Origin of the sequence: Paraburkholderia sp. BL6669N2, from assembly GCF_003387275.1 — a bacterium.
Classification (GTDB): Bacteria; Pseudomonadota; Gammaproteobacteria; order Burkholderiales; family Burkholderiaceae; genus Paraburkholderia.
Map to the genome: position 1 here is coordinate 3972556 of NZ_QUNA01000002.1, position 25626 is coordinate 3998181.

General features: G+C 62.5%; 21 protein-coding genes and 2 pseudogenes. 13 read left to right on the plus strand and 10 right to left on the minus strand.

What is annotated here, in order from left to right:
* Positions 1-121: 121 nt before the first annotated feature.
* The 3 genes and pseudogenes from B0G80_RS40465 to B0G80_RS40475 form a co-directional block, all read right to left on the minus strand.
* Positions 122-592 (minus strand): hypothetical protein, encoded by a 471-nt coding sequence (locus B0G80_RS40465; RefSeq protein WP_116123156.1) that lies wholly within the window; start codon positions 590-592, stop codon positions 122-124.
* Positions 593-783: 191 nt separating this feature from the next.
* Positions 784-1921, minus strand: a pseudogene (locus B0G80_RS40470) (IS3 family transposase).
* Between the two features lie 158 nt (positions 1922-2079).
* A complete protein-coding gene (locus tag B0G80_RS40475) occupies positions 2080-3228 on the minus strand; it encodes a porin (protein ID WP_116123157.1) in 1149 nt (382 codons plus the stop codon).
* Positions 3229-3855: 627 nt separating this feature from the next.
* On the opposite strand from B0G80_RS40475, the gene B0G80_RS40480 reads away from it, so the two are divergent.
* The 3 genes from B0G80_RS40480 (at position 3856) to B0G80_RS40490 (ending at position 7250) form a co-directional block, all read left to right on the plus strand.
* A complete protein-coding gene (locus B0G80_RS40480; protein WP_116123158.1) occupies positions 3856-4392 on the plus strand; it encodes a hypothetical protein in 537 nt (178 codons plus the stop codon).
* 217 nt (positions 4393-4609) lie between these two features.
* Complete coding sequence (locus B0G80_RS40485; RefSeq protein WP_116123159.1) at positions 4610-6562, plus strand: PhoX family phosphatase; 1953 nt, start codon at positions 4610-4612, stop codon at positions 6560-6562.
* A 97-nt stretch (positions 6563-6659) separates the two neighbouring features.
* Positions 6660-7250, plus strand: coding sequence for a hypothetical protein (locus tag B0G80_RS40490; protein WP_116123160.1), 591 nt, complete (start codon positions 6660-6662; stop codon positions 7248-7250).
* A gap of 263 nt (positions 7251-7513) precedes the next feature.
* Here B0G80_RS40490 and B0G80_RS40495 read toward each other — a convergent pair whose 3' ends face one another.
* Entirely contained in the window at positions 7514-7948 is a 435-nt protein-coding gene (locus tag B0G80_RS40495; RefSeq protein ID WP_106276833.1) for a hypothetical protein, read from the minus strand.
* Positions 7949-8186: 238 nt separating this feature from the next.
* On the opposite strand from B0G80_RS40495, the gene B0G80_RS40500 reads away from it, so the two are divergent.
* From B0G80_RS40500 to ggt, 6 genes are all read left to right on the plus strand, one after another.
* Complete coding sequence (locus B0G80_RS40500) at positions 8187-8888, plus strand: CDP-alcohol phosphatidyltransferase family protein (protein WP_116123161.1); 702 nt, start codon at positions 8187-8189, stop codon at positions 8886-8888.
* Positions 8885-9697: a 2OG-Fe(II) oxygenase gene (locus tag B0G80_RS40505; protein ID WP_116123162.1), complete on the plus strand. Its 813-nt coding sequence runs from the start codon at positions 8885-8887 to the stop codon at positions 9695-9697. The genes B0G80_RS40500 and B0G80_RS40505 overlap by 4 nt, the downstream gene beginning before the upstream one ends.
* A complete protein-coding gene (locus B0G80_RS40510; RefSeq protein ID WP_116123163.1) occupies positions 9694-10713 on the plus strand; it encodes a lysylphosphatidylglycerol synthase domain-containing protein in 1020 nt (339 codons plus the stop codon). The genes B0G80_RS40505 and B0G80_RS40510 overlap by 4 nt, the downstream gene beginning before the upstream one ends.
* A gap of 27 nt (positions 10714-10740) precedes the next feature.
* The gene (locus tag B0G80_RS40515) at positions 10741-11505 is read left to right on the plus strand and encodes an NTP transferase domain-containing protein (protein ID WP_116123164.1); all 765 of its coding nucleotides are present in this window, start codon (positions 10741-10743) and stop codon (positions 11503-11505) included.
* Between the two features lie 238 nt (positions 11506-11743).
* Complete coding sequence (locus B0G80_RS40520) at positions 11744-13147, plus strand: MFS transporter (protein ID WP_106276843.1); 1404 nt, start codon at positions 11744-11746, stop codon at positions 13145-13147.
* A 208-nt stretch (positions 13148-13355) separates the two neighbouring features.
* Positions 13356-15089: a gamma-glutamyltransferase gene (ggt, locus tag B0G80_RS40525; RefSeq protein ID WP_116123165.1), complete on the plus strand. Its 1734-nt coding sequence runs from the start codon at positions 13356-13358 to the stop codon at positions 15087-15089.
* A 133-nt stretch (positions 15090-15222) separates the two neighbouring features.
* Here ggt and B0G80_RS40530 read toward each other — a convergent pair whose 3' ends face one another.
* Complete coding sequence (locus B0G80_RS40530; protein ID WP_116123166.1) at positions 15223-16260, minus strand: S1C family serine protease; 1038 nt, start codon at positions 16258-16260, stop codon at positions 15223-15225.
* Between the two features lie 199 nt (positions 16261-16459).
* On the opposite strand from B0G80_RS40530, the gene B0G80_RS40535 reads away from it, so the two are divergent.
* Positions 16460-16858 carry a VOC family protein gene (locus B0G80_RS40535; RefSeq protein WP_106276851.1) on the plus strand — a complete coding sequence of 133 codons (399 nt, stop codon included), beginning with the start codon at positions 16460-16462 and terminating at the stop codon, positions 16856-16858.
* A 155-nt stretch (positions 16859-17013) separates the two neighbouring features.
* Positions 17014-17940 (plus strand): polyphosphate kinase 2, encoded by a 927-nt coding sequence (gene ppk2, locus B0G80_RS40540; RefSeq protein WP_116123167.1) that lies wholly within the window; start codon positions 17014-17016, stop codon positions 17938-17940.
* Positions 17941-18050: 110 nt separating this feature from the next.
* Here ppk2 and B0G80_RS40545 read toward each other — a convergent pair whose 3' ends face one another.
* Positions 18051-19637, minus strand: coding sequence for an inorganic phosphate transporter (locus tag B0G80_RS40545; RefSeq protein WP_106276854.1), 1587 nt, complete (start codon positions 19635-19637; stop codon positions 18051-18053).
* A 208-nt stretch (positions 19638-19845) separates the two neighbouring features.
* Positions 19846-20481, minus strand: a pseudogene (locus B0G80_RS40550) (short chain dehydrogenase); the annotation flags it as partial.
* A gap of 224 nt (positions 20482-20705) precedes the next feature.
* Here B0G80_RS40550 and B0G80_RS40555 point away from each other — a divergent pair.
* A complete protein-coding gene (locus B0G80_RS40555; RefSeq protein ID WP_116123169.1) occupies positions 20706-21587 on the plus strand; it encodes a CHAD domain-containing protein in 882 nt (293 codons plus the stop codon).
* A 41-nt stretch (positions 21588-21628) separates the two neighbouring features.
* Here the strand turns inward: B0G80_RS40555 and B0G80_RS40560 are convergent, their stop codons facing one another.
* Entirely contained in the window at positions 21629-22669 is a 1041-nt protein-coding gene (locus B0G80_RS40560) for a VTT domain-containing protein (RefSeq protein ID WP_116123170.1), read from the minus strand.
* A 292-nt stretch (positions 22670-22961) separates the two neighbouring features.
* On the opposite strand from B0G80_RS40560, the gene B0G80_RS40565 reads away from it, so the two are divergent.
* Positions 22962-23876 carry a DMT family transporter gene (locus tag B0G80_RS40565; protein WP_116123171.1) on the plus strand — a complete coding sequence of 305 codons (915 nt, stop codon included), beginning with the start codon at positions 22962-22964 and terminating at the stop codon, positions 23874-23876.
* A gap of 33 nt (positions 23877-23909) precedes the next feature.
* Here B0G80_RS40565 and folE read toward each other — a convergent pair whose 3' ends face one another.
* Positions 23910-24548 carry a GTP cyclohydrolase I FolE gene (gene folE / locus B0G80_RS40570; protein WP_116123172.1) on the minus strand — a complete coding sequence of 213 codons (639 nt, stop codon included), beginning with the start codon at positions 24546-24548 and terminating at the stop codon, positions 23910-23912.
* A 121-nt stretch (positions 24549-24669) separates the two neighbouring features.
* Positions 24670-25599, minus strand: coding sequence for a LysR family transcriptional regulator (locus tag B0G80_RS40575; RefSeq protein WP_106276866.1), 930 nt, complete (start codon positions 25597-25599; stop codon positions 24670-24672).
* Positions 25600-25626 lie beyond the last annotated feature (27 nt).

The following is a 25626-nucleotide window of genomic DNA, read 5'->3' on the forward strand; positions in this document are numbered from 1 at the left end:
CGCCGCTTCAGGAACAGAGGGCGGCTATGTTCGCAGATGCGCGGATAAAAAAATAGCCGGCACGCGAGTTAAAAAAATCGCGCGTCGGCGTACCTTCGGATCGCAAGCGTGTGGCTGAAGCTCACGTCGAGCAACGTGCAATATCGAAGCGCATTTCCGGTTCCGGCGGATCGTCCGGCGCGTTGGCAGGATGCATCACCTTGATGACCGAGCCGGCATTCGACGGCGTCAGCGTCACGAAATACGAGTTGTTCGAATCGGAGCCGACGGCGATCTCCGTCGTGCCGCCGACGTGCGACGTGCGCACGCGTGACAAACGGCTTTCGAGGCAATCGGCGACATAGGCGGGGGCGCGTTGCGAAGACACGTATATCATCGGCAGGGATGCGTCGCGGGCTGGGCCGCTGGAAGAGCCGCAGCCGGCGAGGGCAGCGAGCGCGGCGGCAGCGGGGGCAAGCAGGAGAAGTCTTTTCATGGTCCGATCGTCGGCGTCCCCGGTCGTACGCGGGAACTTGGGGCGCGGGCGAAGCGCAACGCGATAGAGCGCAACGTCATGCTTCGCGACGAAGCCGCCGTTCAACCGCAACGGCATCGCAACATTGCAACGTTGCGGCAAGGAAGGCAGCCGGGCCCAGTATACCCATCGGGTGCACGCGTCGTCACTATCCGTGGCGGTCGGCATTGTGTCCAAACGTAAAGTCATAAAACCCGCGACGTGAGCGAGAGGTGGCGCCGCTTGTTCGGACAGGGTCCCGAGATTTTTAAGTGGAATTGTTGGGGCAATCAAGCTGCCGATTTTATCGCTGGCAGCGTGGCGAAGTATGCTTCATCCGGCGTCTGATCGGCCAGCCTCGAATGAGGCCGATTCTGGTTATACCAGTTCAGGTAATTGCCGATTGAGCGACGCGCGTGGCCTACCGAGTCGTACGCTTTCAAATAAACCTCTTCATATTTGACGCTGCGCCACACCCGTTCGACGAACACGTTGTCACGCCAGGCGCCTTTTCCGTCCATCGACAGGAGAACCTTCCGGCCGAGAACCGCGTCGGTGAATTCGGTTGCGGTGAACTGGCTTCCTTGATCCGTGTTGACGATCTCAGGCGGCCCGTATTTCGCAAACGCTTCCTCCAGCGCCTCGACAGCATGGCAGCTCTCTCTAGTGTGATCGCCACCCGGTGCGCCAACACCCGGCGGCTCGCCCAGTCCACGACGGCCGTCAGATAGACGAAGCCCCGCGCCATCGGGATATAGCTCGTATCGAGCGCCCAGACCTGATTGGCCCGATCGATTTTCCGGTTGCGCAGCAGGTACGGCCAGATCCTGTGGGCTGCATGCTTGCGGCTCGTGTTTGGCTTGCGATACAACGCCTCGACGCCCATGCGCTTCATCAAGGTGCCAACGTGCCTGCGTCCGACTGTGATACTTTCGCGACGCAGTAGACGTGCCAACATTCGCGCCCCGGCAAATGGATGGTCGAGGTGAAGCTCGTCAATCCGGCGCATCAATTTCAGATCCGCTTCGCTGACCTCACGCGGCTGATAATAGGCACTCGAGCGGCTTATGCCTAACAGCCGGGCCTGCTGCGTCACCGGCAGGGCGTGATCACGATCGATCATCGCTTTACGCCCAGCAGTCCCGCCTTGCTGAGCGCGCTTTCTAAAAAATCATTCTCCAACGTCAACTGTCCGATCTTCGCGTGCAACACCCTCACGTCGATTGGCGGTGCAGCTGGGGGCGCGTTGCCCGCGTCGAACACATCGGCAACCCGCTCCTGCAACTGCTTCTTCCAGTCCGTGATCTGGTTCGGATGGACATCAAATTGCTGGGCCAACTCTGCCAGCGTCTTGTCGCCCTTGAGCGCCGCTAGTGCCACCTTTGCCTTGAATGCCGGTGAGTGTGTCCGTCGGTTTCGTTTCGTCATCTTCTGGTTCCTTGTCGCCGGCCATTATGACCGACTCACGCCCCAGCTTTTCCACTCAATGAACTGTCCGAATTTCCGGAGCCACCTCTGCGTGTCACGCGCGGGTTGTGTGCGCAGCGAATCGAATCATTCGCTCCGCAGGCATCAACTGAAAATACTTAGAAGCGGTGACGCAAGCCGACTGCTGCCGCCACCTGATTGCCGTTCGACGACGGCGCGAGCGTATTGATCGCCGCAACGTTCGAACCGAAGTTGCCGAGTTCGCCCGAGGCATGCTGATACACGCCTTCCACGTACACGTCGGTGCGTTTGCTCAGCGAGTAGTCGCCTTGCAGAGACACCGTGTGCCACTTCGGATCGCCCGAGCCATTCGAGCCGGACATCTTGCCGTCGGTGAACGTATACGAGGCCGCGAGGCTCAGTGCCGGCGTGAGCGCATAGCGGCCGTTCACTTCGTAGTTGTCCAGGTGCAGGTTGGTGCCGGCGACGCCAGGCAGCGTCGTGCCGCCGACGTCCACGCCGGTGATGCCGTCGAGCTGCGTATGCGTATAGACGAAACCGACCGTTGCCGGACCGTACGTGTAGTTGATGCCCGCGCCGTACGTGCGTTGCAGATTGGCCGCGACCGCCGCGGTGCCGTCGCCTTGCGACACTGCGCCGCTCAGGTTCGAACTGCCGGATTGGTTCAGTTGCAGGTAAGCGGCGGCAACGCTCAACGGACCGTTGTCATACGAAGCGCCGACGCTCCATGCGCGGTTGTTGGAGAAATCACCGGCCGAGTTGCTGAAACCGTACAGACCGCCGAACTTCAGACCCGCGTAGTTCGCGCTCGTGTACTTGACAGCGTTCTTGATCGAGAACGAGTTGTCGAGGTTGTCGTTATCGAGCGGGTGCGCCGCGAGGTTATTGCCGTAGCCCGCGCCTGCTTCGGACAGCGGCGCCAGGTAGTCGACCACGGAATCGTACTGGCGGCCGAGCGTCAGCGCACCGTACTGATCGCTCTTCAGACCGACGAAAGCCTGACGGTTGAACATCGTGTTGCTTTCCGTGTCCTGGCCGTTATTCAGGTTGAAGCCGCTCTCCAACGTAAAAATCGCATGCAGGCCATCGCCGAGGTCTTCGCTGCCGCGCAGGCCGAAGTAGGTGTCCGACGCCGAGCCGCTGCCTTGTTGCCAGTTGCTATGGCCGCCCTGGTTATTCGAGTAGACGAGGCCGGCGTCCAGCGTGCCGTATAAGGTGACGCTGCTCTGGGCATGAGCGCTGATGGCAACCGCGCTGAGGACGCCTGCGATGAGGGTTTTTTTCATGGTTAGATAGCTCCGAAACAGTGCATAGGGAATCGCATTCGAGTGCTCACCGCCAATTACGCCGGCGGCCTGACGATCCGCTGCGAAGTGTATTCCTGCTATTCGTGTCTTTAATTGCGGATGGCACAACAATGATTTTTCTAATTCGTAATAGCGAATGGGGAATTGTTTAAGTATGGATAAATAAAGGAAAAATCTATTTGACGATGGATTCGTGGAGGCCGTGTCAACAGCGTATTGTTGCCGGATCGCGACGACTTGCCGCAAGCCATTGGCAGTATGGGTTGGTGTCTATTTTGAGATATTTAGTCGATCTATTCTGTTTCCCGCAATGCACTCTTTCAATTTTCCGGATCTATCTCATTGAATTACGGTTTTACAATTCGTCTCACCCCTTGACCAAGGGTGTCTTTTTCATTTTTATGCGCGGCCTTCGGGCCGCGTTTTTTATGTGTTTTTATGGTCGGTTTATAAGTTCTCGCAAATGCGGAAATAGATTATTTCGATTGCGGTTGCGATTGCCGCGGCTTGTCCGTTCGTCAGAGGGCCGCATCCGCCGTGAGCGGGGCGGGTAGAATTGCGCGCTTGAGATGTGTTTCCGCCCCCGCGAACGTGAGTGAACCTGCAATGACCGATCTACCCCTTCCATCGTCCGACACCGCTGAAGATCTCACGACGGAAGGCGCGTCCGAATTGGGCGAAACCGTGCATGAAGCACGTCTGTGGCGCGACGACGGCTGGACCGCGCGCGTCATCAAGAATGAGGACGACGAAGGCTGGGCCGTCGCGATGATCAAGGACGGCGAAGCGGAACCCGCGCTCGTCGGTCCGTGGACGATGGGCCGCAACAAGAAGGATCCGAAGCCGCTGGACACCTCGGCATTCAACACGCTGGTGAAGACGGCGTCTGAAGTGCTGCGGCGTCATGAGCAGCAACTGCGCGCGCAACTGCATAAGGAAGTGCGCGTGGCGAGCGCGGACGGCAACGACGAACTCGACATCACGCTCGACATCGTTCCCGACGAAGACGAGCCATATGCATTGCTGACCGCGCTCGACACATTCGGCGAGCAACTCGCGCAAGTGCAGGTCGCGGCTAACTTCAAGCTCAGCAAGGCAAGCGCGGCGGCGTGGGTCGAGAACGAGTTTCGCCGTCCGGGTTAGAAGCCGCGCCGCTGCGGCGCGCGGCAGGCTCCGGGGCTCGCCGGCGTCGTCTCTCGACGGCTCGGGTTTAAATTACTAAAGCCTGTCAATATACTTTCATATTCGCTTCATAGAATCCTCGCGTCATAGCGGCGCGAGCGTGAACCATGTGGTTTGGGTCTGAGTGCGTGCCGGCTGTGCATTCACTCACGCTACCCAAACACTGGATCACGACAACATGGCAGAGCCGCTCGACCTTTCCCGCCGCAAGGCCCTGAAACTTCTCGTGGGCGCGCCGATGCTGCCGCTCGGCGGACTCGCCACGGCCTCCATGCTGACCGCTTGCGGCGGCAGCGACGAGCTGGCGACGCCCGCCAAACCGGTCGCCAACTTCGTCTCCGCGGCGTTCGCGAGCATGGCCGCGCCGACGCTGGCCGACCCCGCCGCCATGGCGAAGACCACAGTCGGCTCGACCTTGACGGTACAACTGAGCGACGGCAGCAGCCGCGCGTTCAAGCTGGCGTATCAGCCGTTCTTCGTCACCGGCGACAGCGTGCCGAACGTAAAGGGCGGGACGATTCTTGCCGGCGGCTATTTCGACATCAACAATCAGCCGATCGTCGATAAATCGGTGGCGGGCAAGGAGCGCCAGTTCTACTCGGACTGCCCGGACGGCAGTTCGCTGATCCGCCTCGACAATCCCACGGTGAAGGGCCTCAAGGGCAACGCGGTATTCGCCGTCGTGCAGTTCGAATACACCACGCGCGATCAGAGTCTGGTCTCGATGTACGGCCAGTTGCCGTCGCCGATCGCCGTGCTCACGCTCGACCAGGACCCGGTCACCGGCAAGCTCACGCTGGCGGGCTATTCGAACGTCGATACATCGAAGGCCCATGGCTTGTGGATCACCTGCGGCGCGAGCCTGTCGCCGTGGAACACGCATCTGTCGAGTGAAGAGTACGAGCCGGACGCCACCACGATCGCCAGCAACAGCCAGTTCAAGGGCTTCAGCCGCAGTTTGTATGGCGATGAAATCACCGCCAACCCGTATCACTACGGGCATCTGCCGGAAGTCACCGTGAATCCGGACGGCACCGGCACGATCAAAAAGCACTACTGCCTTGGCCGTATCTCGCACGAACTGATTCAGGTGATGCCGGACAAGCGCACGGTTCTGATGGGCGACGATGCGACCAACGGCGGCCTGTTCATGTTCATCGCGGATCGCGAAGCCGATCTGTCGGCAGGCAAGCTGTACGTCGCGAAGTGGACGCAGGTGTCGGCGAGCGGCGCGGGCGCGGCCACGCTGTCGTGGATCAACCTGGGCCACGCGACCAGCGACGAAATCGAGGCGCTCGCCAATCAGCTGCGCGCCAGCGACATCATGGACGTCGCGACCAAAGATCCGCTCGATCCGGCCTACACGAAGATCAACTACAACGGCACGTTCAACTGGGTGCGCGTCAAGCCCGGCATGACGCGGGCGGCAACGTTCCTCGAGACGCATCGCTATGCGGCGCTGGCCGGCGGCAGCATGGGCTTCACCAAGCTCGAAGGCACGACGGTCAATATCAAGGACAAGGTGCTTTATTCGGCGATGTCGCGTATCGAGAAGTCGATGGTGCGCGGCAATGCCGCATCCACCGACGTAGCCGTCGATAAGACAATCAGCGCCGGCGCGGTCTACGCGCTGAACATGAAGGGCGGCCAGCGCGACCGCGGCGGCGCCGCGATCAACAGCGAATGGGTGCCGGTGGACATGGCCGCGCCTGCAGCGCTGGTCGGCGAGGATCTGTCGACGGCCGACGCGCTCGGCAACACCGCGAATCCCGAGCGCATTGCCAACCCGGACAACCTCAAGTTCTCGGAGAAGCTGCGCACGCTCTTTATCGGCGAGGACAGCGGCATGCACGTGAACAACTTTCTGTGGGCGTACAACGTCGACACGAAGACGCTTGCGCGCGTGCTTTCATGCCCGGCGGGCGCCGAATCGACGGGCCTGCACGCGGTCGATGAAATCAACGGCTGGACTTACGTGATGAGCAACTTTCAGCACGTCGGCGACTGGGAAAGTCCGCTGCACGACAAGATCAAATCGACGCTCGATCCGCTTGTGCGGGCGAACTATAAAGACCGCTTCGGGGCGACGGTGGGGTATCTGACGGCGGAGCCGGCGGGGATTAAGTTGTAGGCCGAACGCGTCGAAGTCGCCTGTCTTAGGCCTTCTGGCTGAGGAGTCAGCGAGGGGGAATCTCGCGATAATTCGCGGTTTCCCCTTTGGCTGGCGTATGCAGTGGATTTCGATTTTGCGACGAGGCTATATCGACGTGGCAAGCGTGCGATATGGCCTTTCGCATCTCGTCGCCAGCTTCTTTACCCTCGCCATTCCCGCTTCGGGGAAGTTTGCTGCGACAACCGCAACCGTCCATGTCGAATACACGTCGCATTGCGTGTCGGTCGGACCGGGTGCGCAAAGCCCGTTGGATTTCGAGGCGCTTGGTAGTGGTCGCAGAATTTTTGACCACCGGCAGGTGGCTCGCGCATTCTGCGCCGACCGGCACCGCTGGTCGCTTCGACTGCCAGCGATCGTTGCCGAACTCGGTGAACGGCGTTGCTATTTCACGGGCCATTCGAACTGGCTCGTGATTGAGGACATCACGGATCGCGGCGAGCCAGTTGAGTACGAAGTGTTTTTTCGTCTTCGCCGCATGGGGGCAAGCGCGCTGCGGCTTGTGATCGAAAGTGCGTATGTGCGCGACGTGACTAGGGGGAAGGCGGGGACTCCGCGCAACCGGCGAAGCATTGTGCGGTTTCGTGTGATGGCGGCAAAGATATTGAGGGGCGAGTCGATTCGCGATCCGAGTCTCAACCGCCGCTAGCCGATGTGGCATCCGCACATAACTGGCTGATTCCGACCTCAAAAACAGGTGAGGCCCCACAAGGGGGCCTCATAACTTCGCGGGTGCGCTTGATCGGCGTGAGCCGACGTAACCAGCACGGCTGGATCCTGTTTCACCAGGAGGCAGATAGACGCCTTTGCAGGCCCCGGAAAATCCATCTGCCGCAATTATAACGCGTAAAACGTCGTCTTCCTATCTGCCCATCGGCCATTCCAGCAGGCAGAGCGGCTGGTCGTGCCGCCTCAACTCCGCTTGCAAAAAATCGCCGTAATCAGCGGCGCTACGCGGTGCACGATCGCCGTGCTGCCGGTGCCGGCAATCGCGTTCCGCACTTTGGCCTCGCTGCCGAACACCACGACGCCGTAGGCCGAACGCGCGACCGGTTCGCCGTCGCCGACACGGAACATGGGGTCGTCTTTTTCGTAGCCGACCACCGCGAACACCCGAAAGCCATATGCCGTCAAATCCGCACCGGACGTCGGCGAAAAGGCGTTGATCGAGTTGCTCTCCACACGCGTGGGCTTCGGGTCGATCAGCTGTTGGTCCGCGAGGTCGGCAATGAACTGATGGCCGCTTTCATTGCAGGCGAGCGGCGCATCGAGCGCGGTGGCGTAACTGGTGAGCGGCAGCGCGGCGGCTGCCAGAGCAAGGAGTACAGACGAAAGAAAGCGTTTCATAAGCGTGGACGGCCACCTGAATCGATGTAGTGTGTTCGCAACGGGCGGTGGCGTGGACTCGAGACCCGAAAAGACGTTGCGCATCGAAGTCATACCCTTGACAGGCGCAACTGGTTTGTACTTTATCGCGATTCGGCAAATCTTGCTTCGCAGGCAGCACGGATCGGGAACCAACGGCGCCTTATGAAACGTACGGGAAGAAAGCAATCTTTTGCGATCCCGTATATATTTCCGGGTTATGAATTCGCGACCCGAAACTCCAATTAACGTTCCGCCGCCCAGAACATGGGACGCGCGGCTCGCCCGCCGGCTCGTGACTCCGCTTGTGAACACGTGGGTCACCCCGAACCATCTGACCACGCTGCGCCTCCTGATCGGGCTGGCAGGTGCGCTCTGCCTCGCTCACGGCGGGTTCGCGTGGGCCAATGCCGGCGCCTTCCTGATCGTGCTGTCGAACTTCGTCGACCACACGGACGGCGAACTCGCGCGCATCAGTGGCAAGTCGAGCCGGATCGGTCATTTTTACGACCTCGCTTGCGACGCGCTCGTGACCGTCATGTTGTTCGTCGGCATGGGTATGGGAGCGGGCGCCTCGCATATCGCGGGCTTGAAAATCGCGCCGGGTGTGCTCGGCGCGGTGGCCGGCGTAGCGATCGCGCTGATTTTCTTCCTGCGCATGCGCATCGAGGAAATGGCGGGCAAGGCGGGCACGAAGCAGGCCTCCGTCGGCGGTTTCGAAACTGAAGATGTTTTGTATCTGCTGCCGATCGTCACGCTGACTAGCGTCGTCTTGCCCTTCGTCGTGGTTGCGTCGATCGGCGCGCCGCTTTTCGCTGTTTGGGTGGTGGTCGACTACTGGCGCGTTGCGCGCCGTGCCGCCAGCCCGGCGCCGGCTGCCGCCGGTACGTCCGAAACCCGTCAAATGTGGGCCAGCGAATGAGTACGCAGGCCGAAAACGACGTGATCGCGTCAGTTCCGTTAGAACGTTCGCCGGCTGCATCGCCCGCGCCGAATGCCGACCGCGCGGTCGCGAGCCGCACGCGCGGGTTCGACAACCCGCGTCTGCGCAAGGATTTCGCGGAGCAGGGCGCGTTTCTTTATCTGGAAGACTTTCTCGCGCCCGAAGTCACGGCGCAGCTCGTGCATAGCGCGCGTTCGCTGCTCGACGAGGTGAACCGCAACTATCTGCCGGGTCACAAGCAGGGCGGCAGTGTCAGCCGTCATACGATCGACCGCCTCGCGCCGTTCATCGCCGAGCTGTACCGCTCGAAGGAATTGATCGGCTGGCTGGAGCAACTGAGCGGCGACAAACTCCAGCTTTCGCCCGCCGACGATCCGCATGCGTACGCGCTTTACTACTACACGCGCCAAGGCGACCACATCGGCTGGCACTACGATACTTCGTACTATGACGGCCGCCGCTATACGTTGCTGCTCGGCGTGATCGACGAATCGTCTTGCCGGCTCGACTACGAACTCCACACGCGCAATCCGGATGTCGCGGATCAGCCGGGGTCGGTGCAGATTCCGCCGGGCGGCCTCGTGTTCTTCGACGGCGACAAGCTGCGGCATCGCATCACACCCGCCGGCGCGAACGAAATGCGCGTGTCGCTCACTTTCGAATACGTCACCGATCCGAACATGCGGCCGTGGCGCCGCTTCATCTCGAACATGAAGGATGCGATTGCGTACTTCGGCTTCCGCCAGGTTTTTCGCCAGATGACCCAACGCGGGAAGGACCGCGCATGAGCCGCGCGGCCCTGATCCTGCTGTCGATCGGGACAGCGCTGTTTGTCGGCCTGCTCGCGTGGCAGGGCTTCGGCTCGGTTGCTTCGACACTGCTTACCGCTGGCTGGGGACTCGCGCTCGTCGCGGCGTTCCACCTCGTGCCGGTGCTTCTCGATGCCGGCGCGATCTCGGTGTTGTTCCATTCTCGTCGCGACGGCATTCATCACGATCTGACATGGCGCGACGCGCTGTTCGCGCGCTGGATCGGCGAGTCGGTGAATAGCCTGCTGCCGGCCGGCCAGATCGGCGGACCCGTGGTCATGGTGCGGCAACTGTCCCAGCGTGGCATGCGTATGCGCGATGCCGCCGCGGCGATCACGGTGAGCACGACCGCGCAGGCGCTCGCGCAAATCATCTTCGCGCTGGGCGGACTTTTGCTGTTCGGCGCTTACGCAGCGCACGGCGCGCTGCACGACCTGCGGACCGCCACGCTGATCGCGACCGGCGTGCTGGGCGCGATGATCGTCGGGTTTTACTATGCGCAGCGGTGCGGTCTGTTTGGGCGCTTGCTCGGCGTGATCTCCAAGGTTTTCGGCAAGCGCGACTGGTCTTCGCTGATGACGCGCGCCGAAGCCGTCGACGCCGCCGTGCAGGCCATGTATCGCGAACGCGGCCGCGTGGCGGCAAGCTTCGCCATGAGTCTTGTGGGCTGGATCGTCGGCACGGTGGAAGTGTGGCTCGCGCTGCGCTTTCTCGGCCATCCGGTCGACTGGGTCGACGCGTTGTTGCTCGAAAGCCTGGGCCAGGCGATTCGCGGCGCGGCGTTCATGATTCCCGGCTCGCTAGGCGTGCAGGAAGGCGGCTATCTGCTGCTCGCGCCGCTGGTTGGTTTGCCGCCGGACGCGGCCTTGGCCTTGTCGCTCGCCAAGCGTGCCCGCGAAATCCTGCTAGGCTTGCCGGGTCTGCTGGTTCTGCACTTCAGCGAACGAAGCTGGCAACGGCGCCGCGCGACAGGGCGCGTGCCGGTTGTCGATTAAACTCCGTATTTTTTCAAAGGACCGCGCATGCGTGCCATCATCCTCGCTGCGGGCCTCGGCCTGCGTCTCCAGCAACCGCCGGAAGCTCAGTTCCCGAAGTGTCTGTTGCAATTCGACGGCATGAGCCTGCTCGAACGGCATCTGCAAATGCTCGAAACCGCCGGCGTGACTGAAGTCGTGCTGGCGCTCGGCTTTCAGCCGGAATCGGTGCAGGCGGAACTGGAGCGCATCAACTGGCCGCACAAGGTGGAAACCGTGCTGAACACGCGTTACGACCTGGGCAGCGTGCTGACGGTGCACACGGTGGCCGAGGCGCTGACGCGCGGCGGCGACGTGCTGTTGATGGACGCCGACGTGCTTTACGACGAGCGCATTCTGGCTGCTCTGGTGGCGGGCGAGACGGTCAACCGCCTGTTGATCGACCGTGATTTCGAAGCTGGCGACGAACCCGTCAAGCTGTGCCTGAAAGACGGCGTGCCGGTCGAGTTGCGCAAGCAGCTCGCGGTCAATCTCGAGTACGACACGATCGGCGAATCGGTCGGGTTCTTCCGCTTCCGGCAGGAAACCGCGCAACGCTTCGCGCAGATCGTGGCCGGTTATGTGGACAGCGGCCGGGCCAACCTGCCGCACGAAGAAGCGGTACGCGATCTGCTGCTGGAGCGCAGCCAGGTGTTCGATACCGCGGACGTGACCGGCGCGCCCTGGATCGAAATCGACTTCCCGAACGACGTGGCTCGCGCAAGCACCGAGATCCTGCCGCAACTGCAGCCGTTGGTCAGCGCATCGCGCTAAGTCATCCGTCTGCCTGTTCGCTGACGTATCGAAGGTTGAGCCGGCTGGATGCCGGCTCAACCTTTTTGCGTTCACGTAAGTTGACGGCTCGCACACTCGCGTTGCGACGCTGCGTGGTTGCGCGTTCAACCATACGTGTCTATCCGAGTGAAAAGACCTCGCGCAACAACATCTGTTGCCGATGCGATGCCATAATCGACGCTTTACACCGGCGGCCTTGCAACCCGTCGCCATGCCAATGCCTCTCGCTTTAGGCACTTTCATTGTTCCGCTGATCGTCGCGTGTGCGATGTTCATGGAAAACGTGGACGGCACGGTCATCGTGACGTCGCTGCCGGTTCTGGCGCGCGATCTCGGCCAGGACCCCATCACCCTCAAGCTTGCCGTGACGGCTTATGTCATCGGCCTCGGCGTCTTCATTCCAATCTGCGGCTGGGTCGCTGACCGCTTCGGTTCGCGCACGGTGTTTCGCGCGGCGATCGGCGTTTTCATGGCCGGCTCGCTGATGTGCGCGGCTTCCACATCGCTCGGCACGTTCGTGGTTGCGCGATTCGTGCAAGGCCTCGGCGGCGCGATGATGGTGCCGGTGGGCCGCATCATTATTTTCCGTTCTGTGCCGAAGTCCGACTTTATCCGTGCAGTCAACTATCTGACGGTGCCGGCTTTGCTCGGACCGGTGGTCGGGCCGCCGCTGGGTGGTTTCATCACCACTTATCTGCACTGGCGTCTGATCTTTTTCATCAACATTCCAATTGGCCTGCTGGGCATCTGGCTCGCGAATAAACACATCGCCAACGTGCGCGAAGCGCATCCGGGCCGGCTCGACTGGACCGGTTTCTTTTTGTCCGCGAGCGGGGCGTCGCTGTTCATGCTGGGGCTCTCGCTAGTGGGCGGCGAGTTGGTGTCGAACCCGGTGTCGGTCGGCATGTGCGTGATCGGCGTGGTGTTGCTGACGCTGTATGTGCTGTACGCGAGCCGCGTCGAATTGCCTGTGCTCGATCTTCGGCTGCTGCGCATTCCGAGTTTTCACGCGAGCGTGGTGGGTGGCTCGCTGTTTCGCATCGGCCTCGGGGCGGTGCCGTTTCTGTTGCCCCTTGCATTGCAGGAAGGCCTTGGCATGACGGCGTTCAAGTCGGGGTCGATTACCTGTGCGTCCGCGTTCGGCTCGATCTTCATGAAGGCGGCCGCGTCGCGCATTCTCGAGCGTTTCGGTTTCCGCACGGTGCTGATGTTCAACGCCTGCTGCGCGGGCCTCGCCATCGCGGTCTACGGTCTGTTCTTTCCTGGCACGCCGCATTGGCTGATCTGGTGCGTCGTGCTGTTCGGCGGTTTCTTTCCGTCGCTGCAGTTCACGTCGTTGAACACTCTGGCATACGCCGATATTCCGAGCCGCGACGTGGGTCGCGCGACGAGTGTCGCAAGCGTGATCCAGCAGATTTCGTTGGGCCTCGGCGTGACGATCGCGGGTATCGTGCTGCAGATTTCGCATAACGTGCAGGGTCATTCGACCATTGTTTTCTCCGATTTCTGGCCGGCTTTCCTGGTGGTCGGGCTGTTCTCATTCATGTCGATTCCGATTACCGCTCGACTGCCACATAACGCCGGCGATGAGATTGCGCGCGGCAGTCGCGGACGCGCGTAAAGCGCTGTACCGCGCGGCATGCCGCATGCCGAAGACGCCTGTCCCGGCTGTTTCGACGAGCGCTTCTCTGCGCCGTCCAACCGGTTTTTTTGTGTGCCGCAGCATGAACCCTACGACATCTGGCGGCTTCGCAAGCGAGTAGTTCACATGTTATAAACCCTCGAGACATCTGTATTCATCGGATAAAAGTCGTCTTGGGGGATATGCAATGAAGTTGTTCCGCAACGTTAAATCGTCGGCCAGCGGATTCGCGCTGGTCGCACTCGTCTCAGTTTCCACCGGCTTTCTCGAAGCCACGCCGGCAATCGCCAAGCCGCCCGCGAAAGCCCAACCGGCTGTCCTCACCGCCTCCGCCATCGCGGTCGCGGACAAGTTCAGCGCCGACGCCGCCGAGCAGATCTTCAAGGAAGGCGGCAACGCCGTCGACGCAGCCGTAGCAATCGCCTTCACGCTTGCCGTGACGTATCCGGAAGCGGGCAACATCGGCGGCGGCGGTTTCATGACGCTCTATGTCGACGGCAAGCCCTACTTCCTCGACTATCGCGAGCGAGCGCCGCTGGCCGCAACCAGAAACATGTATCTCGACGACAAGGGCGAAGTCATCAAAGGCATGAGCCTGTACGGCTACCGCGCGGTCGGCGTGCCGGGCACCGTCGACGGCATGTGGCAGGCGCAGCGCCGCTTCGGCAAGCTCAAGTGGAAGCAGGTGCTCGCGCCGGCCATCCACTACGCGCGCGATGGTTTCGAGGTCAGCCAGCAATTGCAGGAACGCCGCGACGATGCCGCGAAAGAGTTCGCCGGCAAGACCAACTTCGATACCTACTTCGGCAATCTGAAGCAGGGCGTCAACTTCAAGCAGCCGGATCTGGCCGCTGTATTGCAGCGCATTTCAGATCAGGGCGCCAAAGACTTCTATCAGGGCAAGACGGCCGATCTGATCGCGGCGTCCATGCGCGGTCACGGTCTGATCACCAAGGCCGATCTGCAGCAGTACAAAGCAGTGTGGCGTGAACCGATCCAGGCCGACTGGAACGGCTATCGCGTCTACACGGCGCCGCCTCCGAGCTCGGGCGGTATCGGTCTCGTGCAGTTGCTGAAAATGAAGGCCGACATTGCGCCCGACTTCAAGGACGTCACGCCCAATTCCGCTCAATACGTGCACCTGATCGCGGAAATAGAGAAGCGCGTGTTCGCCGACCGCGCGCAATACCTCGGCGATCCTGACTTCTATAAGGTGCCGGTCGCGCAATTGACGGACGACGCGTATATCGCCAGGCGCGCCGGCGAAGTGAATCCGAATGCGCCTTCGGACACGAAGAGCATTCAGGCCGGCCTCGGCACGTCGATGCCGGAGAAAGCGGAAACCACGCACTTCTCGGTGATCGACAAGTGGGGTAACGCCGTGTCGAATACGTACACCATCAACGGCTATTTCGGTTCGGGTGTGGTGGCGGACCGCACGGGCATCGTGCTGAACGACGAGATGGACGACTTCTCCGCGAAGCCGGGCGTTGCGAATATGTTCGGCGTGGTGGGCAGCGACGCGAACGCGATCGAACCGAAGAAGCGGCCGCTCTCCTCGATGAGCCCGACGATCCTGACGAAGGACGGCAAAGTATCGCTCGTGATCGGCACGCCGGGTGGCTCGCGCATCTTCACGTCGATCTTCCAGGTGATCAATAACGTCTACGACTACAACATGCCGCTGCAGCAGGCTGTCGCCGCGATGCGTTTCCATCATCAGTTGCTGCCGCCGAACACGATCTTCTGGGAGCCGTATAAGCCGATCGACGGCGAACTCGCCAAGCAGATCGAAGCCAAGGGTTACACGCTGAAGGGGCAGGATTTCAGCGGCGATATCCAGGCGATCAAGATCAATGGCGATACGCCGGAAGCCGCGGCCGATCCGCGCGGCCGGGGTGTGACGCGCGTGATCCAGTAAGCGTTTTATTGCGGGGCATTGGGCAGTGCATCTTGAGTTGAGATGCGTGGCTTTCTAGCAGAAAGAGAAAGCCTCGCGTTCGTTCGAACGCGAGGCTTTTTTGTGCTCGCAGAACATGCACGCCGCTGTGGTCTCAGCTAACCTGCTCGACCGGCGTCAACGTCAATTCGAGCCGCTGCGCGCCGCGCAACACCGTCACATTGACCGGTCTGTCAATGCGCGATGCGTCGAGCGTGCGCTGCAAACTGTCCACATCCTGCACGGCCTGCGTATCGATCGCGATGATCGTATCGTCGGTGCGCAGGCCGCCGAGCGCGGCTGGGCTGCCTTTGACGATCTCCATGACATGTACGCCGCTTTCCGAGCTCAGGCCGAAATAGCGCTGCACGCGGCGCGACAGCGGCCTGGTGGTGCCCGCCACGCCGATATAGGCGCGCCGCACGCGGCCATGCGCGAAAATCTGCATGATGACCCACTTGGCGGTGTCGATCGCGGTGGCAAAGCAGATGGCTTGCGCGCCGGGAATGATCGCGGTATTCACGCCGACCACCTGGCCCGCCGAATTGATCAGCGGACCGCCCGAATTGCCGGGATTGAGCGCGGCGTCGGTCTGGATCACGTCGTAGATCATGCGCCCCGAATTCGAGCGTAGCGAGCGGCCGAGCGCCGACACCACGCCGGTCGTGACCGTTTGCGCGAGGCCGAGCGGATTCCCGACCGCAATCGCAATCTGCCCGACACGCAGCTTCGACGACTCGCCGAGTTCGACATGCGGCAGCGGCTCGGGCGAGCCGATCCGCAAGACGGCCAGATCGCTGCCGGGGTCGTCACCGACCAGGTCGGCGTCGAATTTCGCGCCGTCGGCGAGCGTCACGGTGATGTGGGTGGCGCCGTGCACGACGTGACTATTGGTGAGCAGGTAACCGTCGGGCGTGAACAGAAAACCCGAGCCGGTACCGCCGCGCGAACCGCGGCCGGACGGCTCGCCGGGCAGGCGCCGTTCGACGGCAATGAAGGCGACGGCTTGCTGAACGCGTTCCAGCGCGCCGATCACGGTGCGGGAATAGGCGTCGAGCAGGGCGTCGTCGGAAAAAGGATTGAGTGTCTCGGGCCCGGGGGCGTCGGATGCGGCGCGCGACAGGTCATCGACGAAGCGTGGGCGGCTTCCCATGGCGATGCTCCGGATAAACGGAATGGGAGATGCGGGGCGCCGCGAAGGTTTTCAAGTGGCCGCGAGGCGCGCCGCGGCGGCGCGCCCTGTGAGACACTTTGCGAGGCCAGCGAGCGCCACAGCCACAGCCACAGCCACAGCCACGGCATGCACCGTGCTGGGCAGATGACACGTCTGGCATGCCAAGGAGAGAGCCGCCATGAACTCAGCCGCCACATCAGCCTCGTCGAGCCGGCCCACGGAACCGCAAATCGAATCGATCAGCGCCATCACGCTCGCCACCCGCGATATGCCGCGCGCCGTGCTGTTTTATGAAGCACTCGGGTTTCCGATGAAATTCGGCGGTCCGCAGGAGGCTTTTACATCGTTTGCGTTCGGCGGTTCGTATCTGAACCTGATCGTCGATACGCGCGCGCCGGTCGCCTGGTGGGGCCGCGTGATCATCTATGTCTCCGACGTCGACGCGCTCTATCGCAAAGCGCTGGCGGCCGGGCTGAAGCCTTCGCTCGAACCGTCCGACGCGCCTTGGGGTGAGCGCTATTTCCACATCACCGATCCGGACGGCCACGAACTCAGCTTCGCAAAGCCGTTGCGCTAGCGCCGGGCGGCCGGGCAAACTCGCTATCATGGGCGTCGAGAAGGCGCGCAGCCGCAGTGGTAACACGGTTGACACCTGACGCTTCGATAATCGAGCGCGTCCGCGTCGCGTTTGCCGCCGCGCGCCTAACCATTTCCGTTGCCAGGAGAGCCGCAATGAAAGAGCAGGATCCGAGACCTGAAGCCGAATTGATGGCCGAGCGGCAGCGCCGTTTCGAAGAAGACCTGATCGACGCCTACGACGAAGAACTCGAGATGGAGGTCGACGACCGCATCATCGACGGCGCGGAGGGCTTCACGGCCGAGCATCGCGAGGCGCGCAAGATGTACTTCCGCGAGCTGTTCCGCTTGCAGGGCGAACTCGTCAAACTTCAGGACTGGATCGTACAGACCGGCCACCGCCTCGTGGTGATTTTCGAGGGGCGCGATGCCGCCGGCAAGGGTGGCGCGATCAAACGCATCACGCAACGGCTCAATCCGCGGGTGTGCCGCGTGGCGGCGCTGCCGGCGCCGAATAACCGCGAACGCACGCAATGGTATTTTCAGCGGTACGTCTCGCATCTGCCGGCCGGCGGCGAAATGGTGCTGTTCGATCGCAGCTGGTACAACCGCGCGGGCGTCGAACGCGTGATGAATTTTTGCAGCGACGAAGAATACGAAGAGTTTTTCCGTTCGGTGCCGGAATTCGAAAAGATGCTGGCGCGCAGCGGCGTGCAGATTCTCAAATACTGGTTTTCGATTACCGACGAAGAGCAGGAAATCCGCTTCCAGAACCGCATTCACGACCCGCTGAAGCAGTGGAAACTGAGTCCCATGGACCTCGAAAGCCGTCGCCGCTGGGAAGCCTATACGCAGGCCAAGGAAGTGATGCTGCAGCGTTCGCACATTCCCGAAGCGCCGTGGTGGGTCGTGCAGGCGGTCGACAAGAAGCGCGCGCGCCTGAACTGCATTAATCACTTGCTGAGCCAGGTGCCGTATCACGAGATCGAGCATTCGCAGATCGAACTGCCCGCTCGCGTCTATCACGACGAGTACAGCCGTCAGCCGGTGCCGGCTTCGATGATTGTGCCCGAGGTGTACTGATCGGCGAGAAAGTACGGTGCGGTGAAATGAAAAAGCGCGGAACGAGCCGCGCTTTTTTCATGCCTTTTTCAGAAGCGGCGACCGGTTGAGGAACCGGCCGCCGCGTGAACTCAAAACACCGCCCGGAACACCCAGTACAAGCCGGCTGCCAGCGCGATCGAAACCGGCAACGTCAGCACCCAGGCCAGGACCAGGCTGCGCACCGTGCCCCATTGCAGGCCTGAACCATTGGCCGCCATCGTGCCCGCCACGCCCGAGGACAGCACGTGCGTCGTGGAGACCGGCAGGCCGTACATGTCGGCCGCGCCGATCGTGAGCATCGCCACCAGTTCAGCCGATGCACCCTGGCCGTATGTCAGATGCTGCTTGCCGATCTTTTCGCCGACCGTCACGACGATGCGCTTCCATCCCACCATCGTGCCGAGACCCAGCGCGATCGCCACCGCGACCTTCACCCACGTGGGAATGAATTTGGTGGCGTGATCGGTTTGCGTCTTGAAGTTGCCGATCGTTTTGGCGTCCTCCGGCGAGAACGCCGGCTGCTTGTTTTTGGCCATCAGGCGAATCGCTTCAGAGGCTACGTACATGTTGTTGCGCACGTTATCGACGATGCCTTGCGGCACCGCCGCCATCGAGCCCGACTTGCCGACCTGGCCGGCAATGAGGTCGGTCAACTGCTGCAAGGCCGGCAGGGTGGCGGGCGTCAACTGGTGCGTGCGCACGTACGCTTCGACATCGGCGCGCGGATTGGCCGAGGGCGTGGCGCCCTGGGTGTACTTGGCGAGCGTCGCCGAGGTTTCGTGCGCGACGGCGAGGAAGGTCTGCGTTTCCGCGGGCGTCACCGCCTTGTTCAGCGCATAGGCCGTCGGCACCGTGCCGATCAGGATCAGCATGATGAGGCCCATGCCTTTCTGGCCGTCGTTCGAGCCGTGCGCGAACGACACGCCCGTGCAGGTCAGGATCAGCAGGCAGCGGATCCAGAACGGCGGCGGCTCCTTGCCCTTGGGTTCGGCATACAGCGCGGGAACGCGCACCACCGCTTTCAGGATCAGCAGCAACAAACCCGCTGCGAGAAAACCGACCAGTGGCGAGAGCAGCAACGATTTGCCGACGCCAAGGGCCTGATTCCAGTCCACGCCGCTCGTGCCGTCGGTGCCGTGCATCAGCTGGTTCATCAGGCCGACGCCGATGATCGAGCCGATCAGCGTGTGCGAGCTCGACGACGGCAGTCCGAACCACCACGTGCCGAGATTCCAGATGATCGCGGCGATCAGCAAGGCGAACACCATCGCGAAGCCGGCGCTGCTGCCGACCTGCAGGATCAGTTCGACGGGCAGCAGTTGCAGCACGCCGAAAGCCACCGCGCCGCTCGACGTCAACACGCCGAGAAAATTCCAGCTGCCGGACCACACCACGGCGAAGTTCGGCGCAAGCGAATGCGTGTAGATCACGGTCGCGACCGCATTGGCCGTGTCGTGAAAGCCGTTGACGAACTCAAAACCCAGCGCGATCAACAGTGCAATGCCGAGTAGCACGTAAGGCAGAACCGAGCTTTCGCGAACGGGTTGCAGATCGTCCAGTAAGTGCACAGCGCAATACACCGCGCCCACCAGAATCACTGCGAGGAAAATGACGAGGCTGATGTTGCGCCCCTTTCCGGCAGCAGTGCCTGGCTGTGGATACGAAAGTTCCGGCATGACGTGAGCCCCAGGGAGTTTGTCGGGAGTTTCCGATCCTGCGGGGCGTGTGTGTCGTAATGATGACAGTGGCGTGACGCAGCGCTGCGCCGTCGTGGCGCGCGAGCAGGGGCGCGGCCACTGGCGGTGCGTCGCCTTCAGAGTACGGGTTACAGGTTGTCGGATGAGGATGCTCAGATGTCCGAAAAGGCCTGGCCCGCACGATCCGTCATGAGGCGGAGATCACTTCGCCGCTCGCGCCGCCACCGAGACTGCGTTTGTAGGCCTGCGCTACCAAGGCAACTGGCACGCCTTGCGACGGATCGCGGCCCATCGACTCGAGTGTCTCGGCGACCCAGCCCGGGCTGACCACGTTCACGCGGGCTTTGCCGCGCAGTTCGAGCGCCGCCGAACGTGCGAACGCTTCCACGCCGGCATTCACGACGCTGACGGCCGCGCTGCCTTCCATCGGCTGCTGCGCGAGCGTACCGCTCGTCAGCGTGAAGCACGCGCCTTGCGACACGTGTGCCGCGCCGCAGCGCACCAGATTGACCTGGCCCATCAACTTGTTGGCAAGACTGAACGAGAAATCGTCGTCGGAGAGCGAGGCGAGCGGGGCGAACTTCGCTGCGCCCGCCGTGCAGACAACCGCGTCGAGTTTGCCGGCTTGCTGGTACATCGATTCGATGCTGGCTTTGTTCGACAGATCCACGTGAAGATCGGAACCCTTGCGGCTCGCGGTGACGATGTCGTGTTCGGCGGCGAGCAGCTTGACCACCTCGCCGCCGATCAGACCTGTTGCACCGACAATCAGTATTCGCATACCAAGCTCCTGAAAGCTGTTCGTGTTTGCGCCGATCTGGGTTGCGGCGCCAGTGCGCGGCCGAACGGCCTCGCGTCAGTTAAAGATAGTCGCTTCGTGGTCGCGATGTCGACGAACACAGAAAAAAGACCATGCTCGCTGCGAGGCGAGCGAGGCTTGCGTTGGATCATGCGTGCGGCCCGTCGAAGCGACACAGTCGTCACGTCAATTTTAGTTGGGCGCTTTTTTTGCTACTGTGTTGATAGGGTGTTCTCAAAGGGGCTTTGATGAAGCGCGAAAATCCGAAAGGCGAGAAACAACCCGTCGACAGCGACCCCGCGGTTAAAGCGCGCTCCGCGCAAGAGGCCTTCGCGTCGTATGCGGCGCCTCTTGTCGATCACGCGATCGAATACGCCAACGCGGTGCACGAAGACCCGTCGCCGGAAGCGCTGCACAAATTGCGTGTCTCGCTGCGGCGTTTGCGCTCTTTGTGGTGGGCCTTCGAACCCTTGCTGGAGAAAGGCGAAAACACCCGGCAACGGGCGCTCTATAAGTACCTGGCCACGGCCGCCGGCAAAACGCGCGACTGGGACATTCTGATCGAATTGCTGACGCGCGACGATAACGGCGCACGCAGCGGCGCGAGCGAAATAGCGCCCAAACTCAAGGACGCTCGCGGCGCCGCGTTGACGACGAGCCGCGAGACGCTCTCGAACGCCGACGTCAAGCATCTGCTGCGCGAAGCCTTGTCCAGCGCGTCCAAAGAACTGAATACCGCACATGAACGCATGCCGCTGCAAAAATTCGCGGACCAACGCGTGGCCGCTTCAGAGCGCTCGTTGAAGAAGCGGTTAAAACGAGCGCGACGTGCGAAGCGCTCCAACTACATTGCCTTCCACAATGTGAGGAAGGCGGGCAAGAAACTGCGCTATCTGCTCGAGTTTTTCGAGCCCGTCCTGAGTGGTGGCCGCAAACGCACCCTCAAACGTTTGAAGCAGATCCAGAAACGTTTCGGTACGCTGAACGATGTGGTCGCAAGTGAGATGTTGCTGCGCGACAATACGACCTTGCTCGCCGGCGTCGGCGATCCTGAAGCGGCGCTTCACTGGCTCGGCAAGGAGCGCAAGCGCCGGATGCGTTCGGCGGCCGGACTGCTGCGCAAGCTGTAATACAGCTACGGCGGCGAGAAGGTCGCTGTGATCGTGCCGGCTCAGCTGCCTTGCGTGCCGCGCGGCGCGAACCCGCGCAACGTGATCGCCCCGAGCGCTTCGCCGCGCGATGCCGACGCGCGGCCGGCGGTGCCCGGCTCGTCGATCAAGGCAAGCGGTTCGACCGGAAAGCCGCGCCGCTGCCAGGCATCGAGGCCGCCTCGCAGCGCGCGAATCCGCGTGTAGCCGTTATCGCGCATGCGTTGCGTGATTTCGAACGCGGTGGCGCTGTCCGGGCAAATGCAGTAGATCACCATGTCGTGCGCCCGCAGCGCCCCGTCAATCTGCTCCCGCGAATGCGGATCGAGCGCGAGCGCGCCGGGAATGCGGCACGGCGCTTCGAGCGAGGGCGCCTGCGGACGGGCATCGAGCACCTTGGGCGGTGGCGCGAGCCGGCGCCAGCCGTCGGCGGCCGCTTGTGCCGCCGCGGCGTCCCTGAAGCGGCGGCGTTCGCGTCGTCGTTGCTCCAGACGGAAGACCAGATAGAGCAGTGCGGTGGCCAGCAAAATGTCGATGACTGTGCCGCCACGCGCTTTGACGAATTCGAGCAGCATATGCAGCTGCCGTTCCGCCGCAGCGCCGCCTAGCAGCCAGAAGGCTGCCCACGCGAGGGCGCCGGCGAAATCCCAGACCGCATAGATGCGGACGTCGACGGCGGTCGTACCCATCAGCGGCGGGGTGACGAGCGCGAGTCCGGGGACGAATTTCGAGATCGACACGAGCGGCACACCGAAGCGCTCGAACAGCGCGCGCGCCTTGTCCACTCTTGAATCGACGGCGGGCGAGAGCCGCCCTAGCGCCGCGATCAGCTTGCGGCCATACAGGCGGCCGGCCGTAAACCATGCGCCGTCGCCGATCAGCGCGCCGAGCACGGCGGCGCCGAGGACCGGCCAGAACGACAGCGTGCCGGCGGCAATCGCGGATCCCGCGAACAGCAGCATGGGCACTGCCGGGATCGGCACGCCGAGGCGCGTCAACAGAACGTTGAGGAACACGACCGCGCCGCCCCAGGTCGACACCGCCGAAGACGGAAATGCTACCAATTGAGGAGCTCCTGTTTTTTGCGGTTGAGCCGGCGTGCTTCCGGGGTTTCTACAGACGGTTGCAAAGCGTGTACCCGAACGGCCTGCCGGCGGCTGCCACGTGAGCGGCGCTCCGTTCGCTCAGGATACTCGATGGATTTGCCGCCGGGCCAGCATTGACGGCGTCGTCGTGAGCGAGCTGACCTGGTTCATTGACTCGCTTTTTGACTTGCCCCGTTTTGCAATTTCGTTCAAGACCGCCACTTGTCGTGCCTTTACTCTGCGTGCTCGATCCAACCAACAGGACAGCACCATGAACTCGCGGTATGCCGGATATCTGTTTTGCGCGCTGGCGATGGTCGGCGTCGGCAGCACGGTGGTGGTCAGCAAATCCATCGCGGCCGGACTGCCGCCATTCAGCGCGACCGCGTTGCGCTTCGCGATTGCCTTTCCGCTGTTCGTGCTGGCGATGCGCTGGCGAGGCGTGCGCTGGCCGCGTCTGGACCGGCGCGATACGCTGCTCGTGATCGCCCAGGCGGGCGCGGGGAGCGTCGGCTATACGGTATTGCTGATCAGCGGGATGAAACTCGCCTCGGCTGCCGACGCCGGGGTGATTGCCGGCACCTTGCCCGCCGTGTCGGCCGGCGTTGCCATGCTCGCGCTCGGCGAGCGCCCCGCGCCCGCGTTGATCGGCGCGATCCTGCTAGCGACGGCGGGCGTGCTGGCCTGCACCGTGCACACCGTGCATCCCGGCGATTTTGCCGCGCCGCATATGGCCAGTTCGCTGGCGGGCAACGCGCTGGTGTTTCTCGCGATCGTCTGCGAGGCGTTGTTCATTCTGCTCAATCGCAAGCTGCGCACGGCGGTGGCGCCGTTGCCGCTGTCGGCGCTGATGTGCGGCATCGGTTTCGCGGTGGCGATCGTGCCGGCCTGCTTCGAAAAGCCGTGGACCTTGCCGGTGGATGCGAGCGCACTCGGCGGCGTGCTGTATTACGCGCTGGTGCCGACCGTGCTGGGCTTCGTGCTCTGGTATGCGGGCGCCGCTCGGTTGAGCGGCGCCGAAGCGGGATTGATGACCGCGCTCGTGCCGGTGAGCGCGGTGGCATTGGCTGCGATGGTGTTGGGCGAGTCGGTCAGTGCGGCGCAACTGGCCGGTGTCGCGTGCGTGCTGGGCGCGGTGTTGCTGGCCACTTTCGGCCAGCTGCGCGTGAGGCGGAGCGTGGCATGAGGCAGGCATGCCCCGCTTGCGCGCAACCTGGGTCTAGGTATTGGCGACCGCCATCACGCCCGGATTGCCGACGATCGACAGAAACTCGCGACGTGTCGACGGATCCGTGCGGAACGTGCCGAGCATGCGTGAGGTGACCATTGTCACGCCGGCCTTGTGCACGCCGCGCGTCGACATGCATTGATGCGCGGCTTCGAGAATCACGCCGACGCCCGCCGGTTGCAGCACTTCGTTCAAGGTGTCGGCGATCTGCACCGTCATCTTTTCCTGGATCTGCAAGCGTTTGGCGAACGCATCGACCAGCCGCGCCAGCTTGGAGATGCCGACCACGCGATGCCCCGGCAGATACGCCACGTGCGCGCGTCCGATGATCGGCACCATGTGATGTTCGCAGTAACTTTCGAAGCGGATGTCTTTCAGCACGATCATTTCGTCGTAGCCGTCCACTTCGGAGAAGGTGCGGGCGAGGATCTCGCGCGGGTCGACCTGATAGCCCGCGTAAAACTCCTCATAGGACCGCACCACGCGCGCCGGCGTGTCGATCAGGCCTTCACGCGCCGGGTCGTCGCCGGCCCAACGCAACAGCACGCGAACCGCTGCTTCAGCTTCTTCGCGGCTCGGGCGCTCGGTTGCGGTTATCGGTTTGGTTTTCTTCGCCTTGCTACTGGTCATCCGTCGCTCCTACGGGATCGCGCGTCGACTCTGTACGGAGCGCGCGGGTTCAATGAGTGCGGCCATTGTTCCATGTTTTGCAACGTGTCGTGCCGATGTCCCTGTGTGCCGTCAGGGCAGCTCATTTGGGCCATTCGTCCAGCGCGTCGTTAAACAGTTCGGCCACCACGCTGCGCAGCCAGCTTCCACGCGGATCGTTATGAAACTTGCGATGCCAATGCTGGCGCAGATCGAAATGCGGCAGCGGTAAAGGCGGCTCGACCAGCGTGATCGACGCATGCTCCGACACGTACGCGAAGCCGATCGCATGCGGCACGGTGGCGAGCAGATCGGTGCGCGCGAGGATGAACGGCAGGCTCATGAAGTGAGGCGTTTCGAGCACGGCGCGGCGCTTGATGCGCTTCTTCTCCAGGTACTGCTCGAGCACTTCCTGGCTGCGTCCTTCCGCGCGCACCACGGCGTGACCCGACGCCACGTACTGCGCCAGCGTGAGCGGCGCCTTCGCCAGTGGATGTTGCGCGCGCATCAGGCAGATGAAGCGATGCGTGAAAAGACGCTGCTGGAAGAAGTTATTGCCCGCCAGGTCGGGGAAATAGCCGATCGCCAGATCGACGTCGCCCGATTCGAGCCCGCGTTCCACCTGCGACGGCGAGACCGTCACCGAGCGCAGGTTCGCAAACGGCGCGCGTTCGGCGAACAGTTGCAGGAGCCGCGGCAGAAACACGATCTCGCCGACGTCGGAGAGCGCGATGGAGAACGTATGGGTGCTGGTGGCCGGGTCGAATTCCTGCACGTCGAGCATGCCTTTCTCGATGCGCGAAAGCGCGTCGCGCGCGGCGGGCAGGATGGCGAGCGCGCGCGGCGTCGGCTCCATGCCTTTGGACGTGCGCACGAACAGCGGATCGTCGAAGTACTCCCGCAGCTTGCCTAGCGCGGTGCTCACGCGCGGCTGGCTGACGCCGAGCTGCTCGGCCGCGCGGCTGACATTGCGCGTGTCTTCCATCGCGACGAGGTAGGGGATCAGGTTCAGATCCAGGTTTGTTTCAGACATGCTCGATGACCTGCCGCGCGGAAAGCG